The sequence below is a fragment of the Pseudomonas sp. BIGb0164 genome (genome assembly GCF_024810135.1).
GTDB lineage: Bacteria > Pseudomonadota > Gammaproteobacteria > Pseudomonadales > Pseudomonadaceae > Aquipseudomonas.
On record NZ_JANUEA010000003.1, the window covers coordinates 475647 to 490519 of the forward strand.

Here is a 14873-nt window from a genome sequence, read left to right on the forward strand (position 1 = left end):
ACGTGCGCCGCTGTTGCCAGGCAGACGCTGTGTTATCTTAAGCCCTCTTTTTTGCCTGCGATTTCCCCTGGGGAGGGGGCGTCGCAGGCGTCACTGAACTGGCATCACTGAACTGGAAAGGCAAACCAATGCAGCGTCTGTATCGGAAACGCATCGTTCTCGGCGTCGGCGGCGGCATCGCCGCCTACAAGAGCGCAGAGCTGGTTCGCAGGCTCCTGGACCAAGGCGCCGAAGTGCGCGTGGTCATGACCCGTGGTGGCAGCGAGTTCATCACCCCATTGACCATGCAGGCCCTCTCCGGCCACCCGGTGCACCTCGACCTGCTCGACCCGGCAGCCGAAGCCGCCATGGGCCATATCGAACTGGCCAAATGGGCTGACCTGGTGCTGATCGCCCCGGCCACCGCCGACCTGATCGCCCGCCTGGCCCAGGGCATCGCCGATGACCTGCTGACCACCCTGGTGCTGGCCACCGACGCCACCGTCGCCATCGCCCCGGCCATGAACCAGGCCATGTGGCGCGACCCGGCGACCCAGGCCAACACCCAACTCCTGCAAAGCCGTGGCCTCAAGGTGTTCGGCCCGGCCTCCGGCAGCCAGGCCTGTGGCGACGTCGGCATGGGCCGCATGCTCGAAGCCACCGACCTGGCGCTGTGCGCCGCCGAGTGCTTCCAACACTTGGCCCTGACCGGCAAGCACGTACTGATCACCGCCGGCCCGACCCAGGAAAACATCGACCCGGTGCGCTACATCACCAACCATAGCTCAGGAAAAATGGGCTTTGCCTTGGCCGAAGCGGCGGTTGAGGCAGGCGCGCGCGTCACCCTCATCACGGGGCCGGTGCATTTACCGACCCCTGATCGGGTCACGCGAATCGACGTAGTCAGCGCCCGCGATATGCTGGCGGCCTGCGAAGCGGCCATTCCCTGCGACCTGTTCATCGCCTCGGCAGCGGTTGCAGACTACCGCCCGGAAGTCGTCGCCCCGCAAAAGCTCAAGAAAGATCCTACGAGCGGCGACGGCCTGCTCCTGCAAATGGTGCGCAACCCGGACATCCTGGCCACCATCGCCACCCGTCCGGACCGTCCGTTCAGTGTCGGCTTCGCCGCCGAGACCGAACACCTGCTGGATTACGCCGCACGTAAATTGAAAGACAAAAACCTCGACCTGATCGTTGCCAATGATGTCGCCAACCCGAGCATCGGCTTCAACAGCGAGGAAAACGCCTGCAGCGTGATCGACCGCGACCTGCACGCCACCCTTTTCGCCCAGACCAGCAAGGGCAAGATTGCCCGCCAACTGATCTCTTTTATCGCCCAACGGCTGAACCAGGTTTAATTCACATGCACGCTTTGCAAGCCAAGATCCTCGACCCACGTATCGGTACCGACTTCCCACTGCCGGCCTACGCCACACCGGGCTCTGCCGGCCTGGACCTGCGCGCCATGCTCAAAGAGGACACTGTCCTTGAACCGGGCCAGACCGTCCTGATTCCGACCGGCCTGTCGATCTACGTCGGCGACCCCGGTCTGGCGGCGCTGATCCTGCCGCGCTCCGGCCTGGGCCACAAACATGGCATCGTGCTGGGCAACCTCGTGGGGCTGATCGACTCCGATTACCAGGGCGAACTGATGGTGTCGTGCTGGAACCGTGGCCAGACCGCGTTCAACATCGTTGTCGGTGAACGCATCGCCCAGCTGGTGCTGGTACCGGTGGTACAGGCGCACTTCGAGCTGGTTGAGGAATTTGTTGAAACACAACGCGGCGCAGGTGGTTTTGGGCATTCCGGCAGCCACTGACTAAGCTGAATCAGGCCGGGCGCCCTGCCCGGCCCGATGCCACCGCATGGCTTTCCAGGATGAAGAATGCGCGCACCTTATCAGCGAGATTTCGTCATTGAAATCAATGCATTACACGCAAAAAAGCACGGAGCGCGAGCGCCGATGGCATTTTTGCACCACGAACTCTCTGCCGAAAACGCCGTCATACCCTTCAGTTTGAGCCCGCCGGTCAGCCACATTCAGGCCAGCTTTGCCCCCTTCAGATGGAGTTTCCCCCCGCGATGAGTACCGCAGCCCGAGTAGCCCCGACTTTTCCCGACAGCATCTTTCGCGCCTATGACATTCGTGGCGTAGTGCCCAAGACCCTGACTGCCGAAACCGCCTACTGGATTGGCCGTGCCATCGGCGCCCAGAGCCTGGCCCAGGATGAGCCCAACGTCTCGGTAGGCCGTGACGGCCGCCTGTCCGGCCCGGAACTGGTCGAGCAACTGATCCAGGGCCTTGCCGACAGCGGCTGCCACGTCAGCGACGTCGGCCTGGTGCCAACACCCGCGCTGTACTACGCCGCCAATGTACTGGCTGGCAAATCCGGCGTGATGCTCACGGGCAGCCATAACCCATCGGACTACAACGGCTTCAAGATCGTCATCGCTGGCGACACCCTCGCCAACGAACAGATTCAGGCCCTGCACAACCGCCTGAAGACCAACGACCTGACCAGCGGCAAGGGCAGCATCACCAAAGTCGACATCCTGCAACGCTACTCTGATGAAATCACCCGTGACGTCAAACTCGCACGCCGCCTGAAAGTGGTGGTGGATTGCGGCAATGGCGCGGCCGGCGTGATCGCCCCACAGCTGCTCGAAGCCCTGAACTGCGAAGTGATCCCGCTGTTTTGCGAGGTCGACGGCAACTTCCCCAACCATCACCCGGACCCAGGCAAGCCTGAGAACCTGGTGGACCTGATCGCCAAGGTCAAGGAAACCGGGGCCGATGTCGGCCTGGCCTTCGACGGTGACGGCGACCGCGTGGGTGTGGTGACCAATACCGGCGAAAACGTGTTCGCCGACCGCCTGCTGATGCTGTTCGCCCGCGATGTGGTGGCGCGCAACGCCAACGCCGAGATCATCTTCGACGTGAAGTGCACCCGCCGCCTGACGCCGCTGATCAAGGAATACGGCGGGCGCCCACTAATGTGGAAGACCGGCCACTCGTTGATCAAAAAGAAAATGAAGGAAACCGGCGCCCTGCTGGCCGGTGAAATGAGCGGCCACGTGTTTTTCAAGGAGCGCTGGTTCGGCTTTGACGACGGTATTTACAGTGCCGCCCGTCTGCTGGAGATCCTCAGCAAGGAAAAATCCACGGCGCAGGAGCTGTTTCAGACCTTCCCGAATGATATTTCTACGCCAGAGATCAATATCCATGTGACCGAAGAGAGCAAATTCAGCATCATTGACGCACTGCACGATGCGCAATGGGGCGAAGGCGCCAACCTGACCACCATTGATGGTGTGCGAGTCGATTACGCCAAAGGCTGGGGCCTGGTTCGCGCGTCCAACACCACACCGGTGCTGGTCCTGCGTTTCGAGGCGGATACCGAGGCTGAGTTGCAGCGCATCAAGGACGTGTTCCACGCCCAGTTGAAACGTGTTGCCCCTGATCTCCAATTACCGTTCTGATTTTTTACCGGAGCCCTGAATGACCCTCGAACGCGAAGCCGCTGCCAACACTGCCAAGGTCTTGTCCGAAGCGTTGCCTTACATCCGACGCTATGTCGGCAAGACGCTGGTGATCAAGTACGGCGGCAATGCCATGGAAAGCGACGAGCTGAAAACCGGCTTTGCCCGCGACATCGTGTTGATGAAAGCCGTGGGAATCAACCCGGTGGTGGTTCACGGTGGCGGCCCGCAAATCGGCGACCTGCTCAAGCGCTTGTCGATCGAGAGCCACTTCATCGATGGCATGCGCGTCACGGATGCGCAGACCATGGACGTGGTGGAGATGGTCCTCGGCGGCCAGGTCAACAAGGACATCGTCAACCTGATCAACCGCCATGGCGGCAGCGCCATCGGCCTGACCGGCAAGGATGCGGAGCTGATCCGTGCGAAAAAACTGACGGTAACCCGCCAGACGCCGGAAATGACCCAGCCGGAAATCATCGACATCGGCCAAGTGGGCGAAGTGGTTGGCGTAAACACCGACCTGCTGAACCTGCTGGTCAAGGGTGATTTCATCCCGGTGATCGCGCCAATCGGCGTGGGTGCCAACGGTGAGTCCTACAACATCAACGCCGACCTCGTGGCCGGCAAGGTGGCCGAAGCGCTGAAAGCCGAAAAGCTGATGCTGCTGACCAACATCGCCGGCCTGATGGACAAGGAAGGCAAGGTGTTGACCGGCCTGACCACCCAGCAAGTCGACGACCTGATCGCCGACGGCACCATCTACGGCGGCATGCTGCCGAAGATCCGTTGCGCACTGGAAGCGGTGCAAGGCGGCGTGGGCAGCTCGCTGATCATCGATGGCCGGGTGCCGAATGCGGTGCTGCTGGAGATCTTCACGGATACCGGCATGGGTACGCTGATCAGTAATCGCAAGCGTCCTTAACTGCCGCACATAAAAAAGCCCCGCTCAATCAAATTGAGCGGGGCTTTTTTATTTGTACTCGGTCCAAATGTGGGAGCTGGCTTGCCTGCGATGACGGCGGCACATTCAACAATTCCGTCGCCTGATACGCCGCTATCGCGGGCAAGCCCGCTCCCACATGGGGATGATTTGGGTCAGACGCCAAATTGCTCGCGGTAGGCGCGAACAGCAGGCAGATGCTGCTTGAGCTGCGGATCATCTTCCAGGAACTGCAGTACCTGGTTCAACGACACGATGCTCACCACCGGAATGCCGAAGTCGCGCTCCACTTCCTGGATCGCCGACAATTCGCCGTTGCCACGCTCCTGACGATTCAGCGCGATCAGTACGCCGGCGGCCTTGGCGCCTTCCTGGGAAGCGATGATCTGCATCACTTCACGGATAGCGGTGCCAGCGGTGATCACGTCGTCGATAATCAGCACTTCGCCCTTGAGCGGAGCGCCGACCAGGCTTCCGCCTTCGCCGTGAGCCTTGGCTTCTTTGCGGTTGAAGCACCAAGGCAGGTCCTGGCCATGATGCTCGGCCAACGCCACGGCAGTCGCCGCCGCCAGGGGGATACCCTTGTAGGCCGGGCCGAACAGCACGTCGAACGGAATACCGCTTTCAACGATGGCGGCCGCATAGAAACGACCCAGCTGGGCCAGAGCCGAACCCGAGTTGAACAAGCCAGCATTGAAGAAATACGGGCTGGTGCGCCCGGACTTGAGGGTGAACTCGCCGAAGCGTAAAACGCCGCGATCGATGGCAAAACGAATGAAATCGCGTTGATACGCCTGCATGAAAAAAGCCTCAGATACCACGGATTTAGCTAATTAGGTAGACGGCGTGTATCATACACGCACGCGATTTTTGGGGCCATTTATGCGGATCATCAGTGTGAACGTCAATGGTATTCAGGCTGCAGTCGAGCGTGGTTTGCTCAGTTGGCTGCAAGCACAGAATGCCGACGTCATCTGCCTGCAGGACACCCGCGCCTCCGCCTTTGAACTGGACGACCCAGCCTTCCAACTGGATGGCTACTTCCTTTATGCCTGCGATGCCGAAGTGCCCACCCAAGGTGGCGTGGCTTTGTACTCGCGGTTGCAACCCAAGGCGGTCATCAGCGGCCTCGGCTTCGAGACAGCCGACCGCTACGGGCGCTACCTGCAAGCCGATTTCGACAAGGTCAGCATCGCGACCTTGCTGCTCCCTTCGGGGCAGAACGGCGATGAAGACTTGAACCAGAAGTTCAAGCTAATGGACGACTTCGCCCGTTACTTGGATAAACAGCGGCGCAAACGTCGCGAGTACATTTACTGTGGCTCGCTGTACGTGGCGCAACAAAAGCTGGATATCAAGAACTGGCGCGACAGCCAGCAATCCCCGGGTTTCCTGGCGCCGGAACGTGCCTGGATGGACGAGATTGTCGGCAACATGGGCTACGTGGATGCCCTGCGTGAAGTCAGCCGAGAGGGCGACCAGTACAGCTGGTGGCCGGATAACGAACAGGCCGAGATGCTCAACCTGGGTTGGCGTTTCGACTACCAGTTGCTGACCCCAGGTCTGCGCCGGTTCGTTCGCAGTGCGCGCTTGCCGCGTCAGCCGCGCTTCTCGCAGCACGCGCCGCTGATCGTGGACTACGACTGGACACTGACCATCTGAGGTCTTTTTCCAGGCACAAAAAAACCGACATTGCTGTCGGTTTTTTTGTGGGCGTTCATTATTTGACCAGTCGCCAGGTCAAGGGGTAGCGATAGGCGATCCCCTTATTGGCCTTGATCGCACCAATGATCGTCAGCACTACGCTGGCGATGGCCAGGGCCGTCATCAGGAAGAATCCGATCACCGCAAAGGCCAGCACGATGCACACGATCCAGGCGATGGCCACGGTAATCTGGAAATTCAGCGCTTCCTTGCCCTGATCATCGATGAACGGGCTGACTTCCTTCTTCATCTGCCACAGGATCAGCGGCCCCACGACACTGCCGAAGGGGAACACAAACCCCAGAAACGCCGCGAGATGACACAACATCGCACTTTGACGCACTTCGTAGGAAAGCGAGGGTTGCGGCAGTTGGCTGTCATTCATGGCGTTTCTCCTTGAGGCCGACCGGCTCAGTCAGCCAGTGCGGCGTTTTGCAGTTCGAAGATCTCGGTCATGCCTTTCTGGGCCAGCGCGAGCATGGCATTCAGCTCAGCCGGCTGGAATGGCGCGCCTTCGGCAGTGCCCTGCACTTCGATGAAACCACCGGTGCTGGTCATGACCACGTTCAGGTCGGTCTCGGCCGCCGAGTCCTCCAGGTAATCCAGGTCCAGTACAGGCTCGCCCTGGTACATGCCCACCGAAACGGCAGCGATCATTTGCTTGAGCGGGTCGCCGCCCTTCAGGCCGCCGCGCTTCTTGATCACTTTGAGCGCATCGACCAACGCCACCATGGCGCCGGTGATGGATGCAGTGCGAGTGCCGCCGTCAGCCTGGATCACATCGCAGTCGACGTACAGGGTCACGTCGCCCAGCTTGGACATATCCAGGGCTGCGCGCAGGGAGCGGCCGATCAGGCGCTGGATTTCCAGGGTACGGCCGCCTTGCTTGCCACGGCTGGCTTCACGCTGGTTACGCTCGCCGGTGGCGCGCGGCAGCATGCCGTATTCGGCGGTCAACCAGCCCTGGCCCTGCCCCTTGAGGAAACGTGGCACGCCATTTTCGACGCTGACGGTGCAGATAACCTTGGTATCGCCAAACTCGACCAGTACAGAACCCTCGGCGTGTTTGGTGTAGTTGCGGGTGATGCGGATCGAGCGGAGCTGATCGGCAGCGCGACCACTTGGACGTTTCATAGGGGATACCTGTACTGAGGACGAAAAACTGCCGAGCATTATAGAGCCGTGAACCGCTTCGGGGCACTGCTAAAAAATTCGGTTACCAATGGTCGAGTTTGGGCGCGTCCGCCCCACTGCGCTACAATCCTGCGCCTTCTTAACCATCAGCCCGTGTTTGCGGGCTGCAACGCGAGGTACCTCCATGGTGCACAGCATGACCGCCTTCGCCCGCGTCGAAAAAGCCGGCGCCCAAGGCACCCTGAGCTGGGAACTGCGCTCGGTCAACAGCCGCTACCTGGAGCCGCACCTGCGCCTGCCGGAATCGTTCCGCGACCTCGAAGGCGCCGTGCGCGAGGCACTGCGCCAGGGCATTTCCCGCGGCAAGCTGGAATGCACCCTGCGCTTTACCGAGGAAACCACCGGCAAGCCGCTGCAGGTCGACCGCGACCGTGCCGCGCAACTGGTCGCCGCCGCCGAAACCATCGCCGGTCTGATCAAGCAGCCCGCCGCGCTGAACCCTTTGGAAGTGCTGGCCTGGCCTGGCGTGCTGGTGGCCGACGCCACCGACCCACAGGCCCTCAACGCCGAAGCCCTCGCCCTGTTCACTCAAGGTTTGAAGGAGCTGAAAGCCGGTCGCGAGCGCGAAGGCGCCGAACTGGCCCGCCTGATCAGCGAGCGCCTGACCGCCATCGAAGAAGACGTGGTCACCCTGCGCGAACTGGTGCCCCAGATGCTCGCCACCCAGCGCCAGAAGGTCCTCGACCGTTTCGCCGACATGAAGGCCGACCTCGATCCGACGCGTCTGGAGCAGGAAATGGTGCTGCTCGCACAAAAAAGCGACGTGGCCGAGGAGCTCGACCGCCTGAGTACCCATATCCTTGAAGTGCGCCGCGTGCTCAAGTCGGCGGGTGCCGCCGGTCGGCGCCTGGACTTCCTGATGCAGGAACTCAACCGCGAAGCCAATACACTGGGCTCCAAGGCTTTCGATCCGCGCAGCACCACGGCTGCGGTCAACCTCAAGGTGTTGATCGAGCAGATGCGCGAACAAGTACAGAATATTGAGTAAGGCAACTTCCATGACCCACAGCACCGGCACCCTTTACATCATTTCCGCCCCCTCGGGCGCGGGCAAGAGCAGCCTGGTCAAGGCCCTGACCGACGCCGACGAGCAGATCCGCATCTCGGTCTCCCACACCACCCGCGCCATGCGCCCGGGTGAGGTGAACGGCGTGCACTATCACTTCGTCGAGCGCACCGAGTTCGTGAAGATGATCGAGCACGGCGACTTCCTGGAGCGCGCCGAAGTGTTCGGCAACCTCTACGGCACCTCGCAAAGCCACCTGCAGCAAACCCTGGACGAAGGCCACGACCTGATCCTGGAAATCGACTGGCAGGGTGCCGAGCAGGTACGCCAGCTGATGCCCAAGGCGCGTTCGATCTTCATCCTGCCGCCGTCCCTGGAAGCTTTGCACCAGCGCCTGACCAACCGCGGCCAGGACAGCGACGAGATCATCGAAGGCCGCATGCGTGAGGCCGTCAGCGAAATGAGCCACTACGTCGACTACGACTACCTGATCATTAACGACGACTTTTCCCACGCGCTGGAGGATTTGAAGGCGATTTTCCGCACCAATCAGCTCCAGCAAAAGCGCCAACAGCAGCGTTTCGGCAAATTGCTGGCCGAACTGCTCGGTTGATTGGCTCTTCCCAAAATGGCTGCAAGGGCTTTACATTGGTGCTTGCAGCGGTTTTACGAAGGCTCGCGAAAAATCAGCGCTTCCCTAAACGCTGGTGATTTTTTAAACTGCTCAGTCCGCTCGCCCAACCGGGCAGCGCGCATCTTGCATTCGCTCCGAGGAATACCATGGCCCGCGTAACCGTTGAAGACTGCCTAGAACACGTGGATAACCGCTTTGAGCTGGTCATGCTCTCTACCAAGCGTGCCCGTCAACTGGCCACTGGCGGCAAAGAGCCCCTGGTCCAGTGGGAAAACGACAAGCCTACCGTTGTAGCCCTGCGTGAAATCGCTGAAGGCCTGATGAGCTACGAGTTCATCGCCAACGCTGAAATCGTTGAAGACGAACCGCTGTTTGCAGCGTTCGAGGACGAGTCCAACGAGGCCGTCTAAGCCTATGCCTGGTCGACGTAGCACGGCGCGGGGTCACAGCCAACGGCAGGAGTTAACACTTTGCCGAGCATAGACGCCCTCGCCGATCGCTTATCGACCTACCTCGGCCCAGACCAGGTCAACCTGGTCCGCCGAGCGTATTTCTACGCCGAACAAGCCCACGACGGCCAACGCCGCCGCAGCGGCGAGGCGTATGTCACCCATCCTCTTGCGGTGGCAAACATTCTTGCCGAGATGCACATGGACCATCAGAGCCTGATGGCCGCGATGCTGCATGACGTGATCGAAGACACCGGCATCGCCAAGGAAGCGCTCAGCGCGCAGTTTGGCGAAACCGTGGCCGAACTGGTCGACGGGGTCAGCAAACTGACCCAGATGAACTTTGAGACCAAGGCCGAAGCCCAGGCGGAAAACTTCCAGAAGATGGCCATGGCCATGGCCCGCGATATCCGGGTAATTCTGGTCAAGCTGGCCGACCGGCTGCACAACATGCGCACGCTGGAAGTGCTGTCTGGCGAAAAACGCCGGCGCATCGCCAAGGAAACCCTGGAAATCTACGCGCCCATTGCCAACCGGCTGGGCATGCACGCCATTCGCATCGAATTCGAAGACCTCGGCTTCAAGGCCATGCACCCGATGCGTTCAGCGCGCATCTACCAGGCGGTCAAGCGCGCCCGGGGCAACCGCAAGGAAATCGTCAACAAGATCGAAGAGTCCCTGAGCCATTGCCTGGCGATCGACGAGATCGAGGGCGAGGTCAGCGGCCGGCAGAAACACATCTACGGCATCTATAAAAAGATGCGCGGCAAGCGCCGGGCCTTCAACGAGATCATGGACGTGTACGCGTTCCGGATCATCGTAGACAAGGTCGACACCTGCTACCGTGTGCTGGGCGCTGTACATAATTTGTACAAACCCCTGCCGGGGCGCTTCAAGGACTACATCGCGATCCCCAAGGCCAACGGCTATCAATCGTTGCATACCACGCTGTTCGGTATGCATGGCGTGCCGATCGAGATCCAGATCCGCACCCGCGAAATGGAAGAGATGGCCAACAACGGCATCGCCGCCCATTGGCTGTACAAATCCAGCGGTGACGAGCAGCCAAAAGGCACCCATGCCCGTGCCCGCCAGTGGGTCAAGGGCGTGCTGGAAATGCAGCAACGTGCCGGCAACTCCCTCGAATTTATCGAAAGTGTGAAGATCGACCTGTTCCCGGACGAGGTCTACGTGTTCACGCCCAAAGGCCGGATCATGGAGCTGCCCAAAGGCTCCACGGCGGTCGACTTCGCTTATGCGGTGCACACCGACGTGGGCAACAGCTGCATTGCCTGTCGGATCAATCGTCGTCTCGCGCCGCTGTCCGAACCGCTGCAAAGCGGCTCCACGGTCGAGATCGTCAGCGCACCGGGCGCACGCCCGAACCCGGCCTGGTTGAACTTCGTGGTCACCGGCAAGGCGCGCACCCACATCCGCCACGCCCTGAAGCTGCAGCGCCGCTCCGAGTCCATCAGCCTCGGCGAGCGCTTGCTGAACAAGGTGCTCAACGGCTTCGACAGCGCCCTGGACAAGATCCCGGCCGAGCGCGTCCAAGCGATGCTCCACGAATACCGTCAGGAAACCATCGAGGACCTGCTGGAAGATATCGGCCTGGGCAACCGCATGGCCTACGTGGTCGCCCGTCGCCTGCTCGGCGAAGGCGAACAGTTGCCAAGCCCCGAAGGCCCGCTGGCGATTCGCGGCACCGAGGGCCTGGTGCTCAGCTACGCCAAGTGCTGCACGCCGATCCCGGGCGACCCGATTGTCGGTCACCTGTCGGCGGGCAAAGGCATGGTGGTGCACCTGGACAACTGCCGCAACATCACCGAAATCCGCCACAACCCGGAAAAATGCATCCAGCTCTCGTGGGCCAAGGATGTCACCGGCGAATTCAACGTCGAGCTGCGGGTGGAGCTGGAACACCAGCGCGGCCTGATCGCGCTGCTGGCCAGCAGCGTCAACGCGGCCGACGGCAATATCGAGAAAATCAGCATGGACGAGCGCGATGGCCGCATCAGCGTGGTCCAGTTGGTGGTCAGCGTCCACGACCGCGTGCACCTGGCCCGCGTGATCAAGAAACTGCGCGCCTTGACCGGGGTCATCCGCATCACCCGCATGCGTGCCTAACCCACTTCATTACAAGGAGTCACACATGACCAAGACCGTTATCACCAGCGACAAGGCCCCGGCCGCCATCGGCACCTACTCCCAGGCAATCAAGGCGGGCAACACCGTCTACATGTCCGGCCAGATCCCGCTGGACCCGAAGACCATGGAACTGGTGGAAGGCTTCGAAGCCCAGACCGTACAGGTCTTCGAGAACCTCAAGTCCGTTGCCGAAGCCGCTGGCGGTTCGTTCAAGGACATCGTCAAGCTGAACATCTTCCTCACTGACCTGAGCCACTTCGCCAAGGTCAACGAGATCATGGGCAAGTACTTCGAACAACCCTACCCAGCCCGTGCCGCCATCGGCGTTGCCGCCCTGCCAAAGGGCGCACAGGTTGAGATGGACGCGATTCTGGTCATCGAGTAAAACACCCGGCGCAGCCCCCAAAGGCTGCGCCGACTTTGTTTCAGAAGGATTTCGTAATGCGCAAAGCGCTTGTAGCCTCATCGTTGCTCGCCCTGTTGCTCGGCGGCTGTGCCAGCAACCCCGCCGACCTGGATGTGAGCGGCACCTGGATCAACCAGGTCGCCATCGATGCGGCAGCCAAGGGCGGCCCTTTGCGTGAAGCCCTGCAAACCTATGGCCCCAACCTTGAATGGGAAGTGAACACCAAGGCTTCGCAGGCACGCTACTACAACGGTTTTGAAGTAGCCGAAGGCAAGTTGCTCGGTGAGAAATCCGGCGCCTGGAGCGTGGACTTCTACGGCAGCACAGCCACCGAACTCAAACGCAAAGGCAAGCAACTGCTGCAAGTGGCCAATGACAACGAGCCTGAGCAGCTGTTCGCCCGCGCCAAAGACCCTGCCCCGGAAGGCGCGCCGCTGGGCGCCAACTTCGAACGCGCACTGTATGCGGCCTACATGGGCGGGGATTGGAAGATCAAAGACGGCAACGGTGACGGCGCCACCGTACAGTTCCAGGCCAATGGCCAAGTGGCTGGCCTGCCGGGCGTCGACCAGTATTCGCTGTGCCTGGCGGGCGACTGCGCCTCCATGAGCGGCGGTTACGACAGCATCTGGCTGCAACTGAACGGCAAGGGCAATCCGTGGATCTTTGCTCGCAAGGGCAAGCAACTGGAAATCTTCCAGGCGGTGAACACTGCGCAGGCGGATGAAGTGCCGCAGTTCACCCCAGGCCCTCGCCAATGGCTGCTGGAAAAACAGTAAGCACGGCATCACATAGATCTGAATGTGGGAGCTGGCTTGCCTGCGATGACGGTGTCACATCCAATGCAGATGTGACTGACACACCGCTATCGCAGGCAAGCCAGCTCCCAGATTTTTTACCGCGTTTCAGCCTTTGAGAATCGCGGCATAGCCTTCGCGATACGTTGGATACGTCGGTTTCCAGCCCAACGCCTTGACCCGTGCATTACTGCACTGCTTGCTCCCCGCACGCCGCACGCTCGCGTCGTCCGCCCATTCGGTCACGCCCAAGTACTCACGCAACCAACCCACCACCTCGGCCAACGGTGCCGGCGCATCGTCGACGCCAATGTAGACCTTATCCAACGCGCCGCCCTGCTCCACGTGCCGCAACAAAAACGCCAGCAAGCCCGCCGCGTCATCTGCATGGATGCGGTTGCCATACAAAGGCGGATCGATGGCCACGCGGTAGCCCTGGCGCACCTGGGTCAGCAGCCACTCACGGCCCGGGCCGTAAATGCCCGTCAGGCGAACGATGCTCGCGGGGATGCCGCTGCTGAGCGCCACTTGCTCGGCTTCAAGCATGACCTTTCCGGAATACCCCTGCGCCTGGGTGTCGGACGTTTCGTCGACCCACTCGCCATTCTGCTGCCCATACACACTGCTGCTGGATACAAACAGCAGGTGTTTCGGCGCCTGACCGTAGTCCTGCAGCCACTCCAACACATGCTGCAAACCTTGCACATAAGCAGCGCGATAGCCGGCTTCATCGTGATCGGTCGCCGCCGCGCAATACACCAGATAATCCACGCCACCGATCGGCCAAGTGTCGGGGCAGTCTTTGTTGAACAGGTCACCAGCGATGCCGATCACCCCCTGTGGAAGCCGCGAAATATCGCGGCGCAGGCCATGGACCTCCCATCCAGAGGCGAGCAACTGGCTAGCCAGCCGACTACCCACATCACCGCAACCGGCAATCACAACAGAAGGCGCAGACATTACAAAACTCCATGACTAAAGGCGCAGATTAGCCGCCGGAGATGACCAGCGGCCAGTAAAAGGACAAATTAAGTAACTGTATTACTTTTGTTAACAAGAATTACTTGCAATAATAACCACCCATTTGTCCTCGACCCCCACGGGTCTGGCAGGACGATCACTCATTTTTTCTCTCAGGTCCGGCCAGCATGACACGTAATACAAACCCCGCTTCGCCAACCAAGCCTCACAGCCCATCCCGCGCCTGGCGCGCGATTGCTGCGTTGCTGTTCAGCGTAATGCTGGCGCCGACCGCCGCATTCGCTGACGCCACTGCCCCAGCCGCTCCGGCTGCTGCCGAGCACAACGCAGCCACCCCGGCAGCGCCTGGCGCGGCACCTGCGGCCACCGACCCGGCCCAGGCTGCAGCCCCTGCCCCAGCCGACGACTCCGGCGTCGTGCTGGAAGAAGACAACTCCCTGGGCATGGCCCACGACCTGTCCCCATGGGGCATGTACCAGAACGCAGACGTCGTGGTGAAAGCCGTGATGATCGGCCTGGCCATCGCCTCGATCATCACCTGGACCATCTGGATCGCCAAAGGCTTTGAGCTGCTGGGCGCCAAACGCCGCCTGCGCACTGAAATCGTCCACCTGAAAAAGGCCACCACCCTCAAGGAAGCGAGCGAAACCGCGACCAAGAAGGGCACCCTGGCCAACCTGCTGGTCCACGACGCGCTGGAAGAAATGCGCCTGTCGGCCAACACCCGCGAAAAAGAAGGCATCAAGGAACGCGTCAGCTTCCGCCTGGAGCGCCTGGTCGCTGCCTGCGGTCGCAACATGAGCAGCGGCACCGGCGTGCTGGCAACCATCGGCTCCACCGCTCCCTTCGTGGGCCTGTTCGGCACCGTGTGGGGCATCATGAACAGCTTCATCGGCATCGCCAAGACCCAGACCACCAACCTCGCCGTCGTTGCCCCTGGCATCGCCGAAGCCCTCCTGGCCACGGCCCTGGGCCTGGTTGCCGCGATTCCTGCCGTGGTGATCTACAACGTCTTCGCCCGCTCCATCGCCGGCTACAAGGCCCAGGTGTCGGACGCGTCGGCAGAAGTGCTGCTGCTGGTCAGCCGTGACCTCGACCACCTGCCTACCGAGCGCAGCTCGCAACCGCACATGGTGAAAGTGGGGTAATCGG

The 14873-nt window shown here is 61.1% G+C and carries 15 protein-coding genes and 1 pseudogene; 12 read left to right on the plus strand and 4 right to left on the minus strand.

The features are described 5' to 3' along the window. The first annotated feature begins 128 nt into the window (after positions 1-128). From coaBC to argB, 4 genes and pseudogenes are all read left to right on the plus strand, one after another. Positions 129-1337, plus strand: coding sequence for a bifunctional phosphopantothenoylcysteine decarboxylase/phosphopantothenate--cysteine ligase CoaBC (gene coaBC, locus M2394_RS10065; RefSeq protein WP_016970585.1), 1209 nt, complete (start codon positions 129-131; stop codon positions 1335-1337). A gap of 5 nt (positions 1338-1342) precedes the next feature. After that, positions 1343-1798, plus strand: a complete 456-nt coding sequence (gene dut, locus M2394_RS10070; protein ID WP_178920337.1) for a dUTP diphosphatase — start codon at positions 1343-1345, stop codon at positions 1796-1798. Between the two features lie 239 nt (positions 1799-2037). Next, positions 2038-3459 (plus strand): annotated as a pseudogene (locus M2394_RS10075) (phosphomannomutase/phosphoglucomutase); the annotation flags it as partial. A 19-nt stretch (positions 3460-3478) separates the two neighbouring features. Beyond that, on the plus strand, positions 3479-4384 hold the full coding sequence (gene argB / locus M2394_RS10080) for an acetylglutamate kinase (protein WP_178920341.1): 906 nt from the start codon (positions 3479-3481) through the stop codon (positions 4382-4384). Positions 4385-4557: 173 nt separating this feature from the next. Here argB and pyrE read toward each other — a convergent pair whose 3' ends face one another. Next, on the minus strand, positions 4558-5202 hold the full coding sequence (pyrE, locus tag M2394_RS10085) for an orotate phosphoribosyltransferase (protein ID WP_176994456.1): 645 nt from the start codon (positions 5200-5202) through the stop codon (positions 4558-4560). 82 nt (positions 5203-5284) lie between these two features. On the opposite strand from pyrE, the gene M2394_RS10090 reads away from it, so the two are divergent. After that, positions 5285-6064, plus strand: coding sequence for an exodeoxyribonuclease III (locus tag M2394_RS10090; protein ID WP_003195493.1), 780 nt, complete (start codon positions 5285-5287; stop codon positions 6062-6064). Positions 6065-6122: 58 nt separating this feature from the next. Here M2394_RS10090 and M2394_RS10095 read toward each other — a convergent pair whose 3' ends face one another. Continuing rightward, positions 6123-6491, minus strand: coding sequence for a DUF4870 domain-containing protein (locus M2394_RS10095; RefSeq protein ID WP_178920343.1), 369 nt, complete (start codon positions 6489-6491; stop codon positions 6123-6125). A gap of 26 nt (positions 6492-6517) precedes the next feature. Further along, positions 6518-7240, minus strand: a complete 723-nt coding sequence (gene rph, locus M2394_RS10100) for a ribonuclease PH (protein ID WP_016975928.1) — start codon at positions 7238-7240, stop codon at positions 6518-6520. A 184-nt stretch (positions 7241-7424) separates the two neighbouring features. Here rph and M2394_RS10105 point away from each other — a divergent pair, with 184 nt between their 5' ends. From M2394_RS10105 to M2394_RS10130, 6 genes are all read left to right on the plus strand, one after another. After that, positions 7425-8288 carry a YicC/YloC family endoribonuclease gene (locus tag M2394_RS10105; RefSeq protein ID WP_178920345.1) on the plus strand — a complete coding sequence of 288 codons (864 nt, stop codon included), beginning with the start codon at positions 7425-7427 and terminating at the stop codon, positions 8286-8288. A gap of 10 nt (positions 8289-8298) precedes the next feature. Further along, the gene (gmk, locus tag M2394_RS10110) at positions 8299-8919 is read left to right on the plus strand and encodes a guanylate kinase (RefSeq protein ID WP_176994459.1); all 621 of its coding nucleotides are present in this window, start codon (positions 8299-8301) and stop codon (positions 8917-8919) included. Positions 8920-9086: 167 nt separating this feature from the next. Beyond that, the gene (rpoZ, locus tag M2394_RS10115; RefSeq protein ID WP_003176920.1) at positions 9087-9350 is read left to right on the plus strand and encodes a DNA-directed RNA polymerase subunit omega; all 264 of its coding nucleotides are present in this window, start codon (positions 9087-9089) and stop codon (positions 9348-9350) included. Between the two features lie 60 nt (positions 9351-9410). Next, positions 9411-11516 carry a bifunctional GTP diphosphokinase/guanosine-3',5'-bis pyrophosphate 3'-pyrophosphohydrolase gene (spoT, locus tag M2394_RS10120; RefSeq protein WP_178920349.1) on the plus strand — a complete coding sequence of 702 codons (2106 nt, stop codon included), beginning with the start codon at positions 9411-9413 and terminating at the stop codon, positions 11514-11516. Between the two features lie 25 nt (positions 11517-11541). Beyond that, positions 11542-11922: a RidA family protein gene (locus M2394_RS10125; protein ID WP_003176922.1), complete on the plus strand. Its 381-nt coding sequence runs from the start codon at positions 11542-11544 to the stop codon at positions 11920-11922. A gap of 56 nt (positions 11923-11978) precedes the next feature. Further along, on the plus strand, positions 11979-12722 hold the full coding sequence (locus M2394_RS10130) for a hypothetical protein (protein WP_178920351.1): 744 nt from the start codon (positions 11979-11981) through the stop codon (positions 12720-12722). A 126-nt stretch (positions 12723-12848) separates the two neighbouring features. Here M2394_RS10130 and M2394_RS10135 read toward each other — a convergent pair whose 3' ends face one another. After that, positions 12849-13700 carry an SDR family oxidoreductase gene (locus tag M2394_RS10135; protein WP_178920354.1) on the minus strand — a complete coding sequence of 284 codons (852 nt, stop codon included), beginning with the start codon at positions 13698-13700 and terminating at the stop codon, positions 12849-12851. A gap of 188 nt (positions 13701-13888) precedes the next feature. Here M2394_RS10135 and exbB point away from each other — a divergent pair, with 188 nt between their 5' ends. After that, entirely contained in the window at positions 13889-14869 is a 981-nt protein-coding gene (exbB, locus tag M2394_RS10140; protein WP_178920356.1) for a tonB-system energizer ExbB, read from the plus strand. The last annotated feature ends 4 nt before the right edge of the window (positions 14870-14873 follow it).

What these genes read in the sequence shown, in the direction of transcription:
- coaBC (WP_016970585.1), top strand. Translation starts at nt 129, where the DNA reads ATGCAGCGTCTGTATCGGAAACGCATCGTTCTCGGCGTCGGCGGCGGC.
- dut (WP_178920337.1), top strand. Translation starts at nt 1,343, where the DNA reads ATGCACGCTTTGCAAGCCAAGATCCTCGACCCACGTATCGGTACCGAC.
- argB (WP_178920341.1), top strand. Translation starts at nt 3,479, where the DNA reads ATGACCCTCGAACGCGAAGCCGCTGCCAACACTGCCAAGGTCTTGTCC.
- pyrE (WP_176994456.1), bottom strand. Translation starts at nt 5,202, where the DNA reads ATGCAGGCGTATCAACGCGATTTCATTCGTTTTGCCATCGATCGCGGC.
- M2394_RS10090 (WP_003195493.1), top strand. Translation starts at nt 5,285, where the DNA reads ATGCGGATCATCAGTGTGAACGTCAATGGTATTCAGGCTGCAGTCGAG.
- M2394_RS10095 (WP_178920343.1), bottom strand. Translation starts at nt 6,491, where the DNA reads ATGAATGACAGCCAACTGCCGCAACCCTCGCTTTCCTACGAAGTGCGT.
- rph (WP_016975928.1), bottom strand. Translation starts at nt 7,240, where the DNA reads ATGAAACGTCCAAGTGGTCGCGCTGCCGATCAGCTCCGCTCGATCCGC.
- M2394_RS10105 (WP_178920345.1), top strand. Translation starts at nt 7,425, where the DNA reads ATGGTGCACAGCATGACCGCCTTCGCCCGCGTCGAAAAAGCCGGCGCC.
- gmk (WP_176994459.1), top strand. Translation starts at nt 8,299, where the DNA reads ATGACCCACAGCACCGGCACCCTTTACATCATTTCCGCCCCCTCGGGC.
- rpoZ (WP_003176920.1), top strand. Translation starts at nt 9,087, where the DNA reads ATGGCCCGCGTAACCGTTGAAGACTGCCTAGAACACGTGGATAACCGC.
- M2394_RS10125 (WP_003176922.1), top strand. Translation starts at nt 11,542, where the DNA reads ATGACCAAGACCGTTATCACCAGCGACAAGGCCCCGGCCGCCATCGGC.
- M2394_RS10130 (WP_178920351.1), top strand. Translation starts at nt 11,979, where the DNA reads ATGCGCAAAGCGCTTGTAGCCTCATCGTTGCTCGCCCTGTTGCTCGGC.
- M2394_RS10135 (WP_178920354.1), bottom strand. Translation starts at nt 13,700, where the DNA reads ATGTCTGCGCCTTCTGTTGTGATTGCCGGTTGCGGTGATGTGGGTAGT.
- exbB (WP_178920356.1), top strand. Translation starts at nt 13,889, where the DNA reads ATGACACGTAATACAAACCCCGCTTCGCCAACCAAGCCTCACAGCCCA.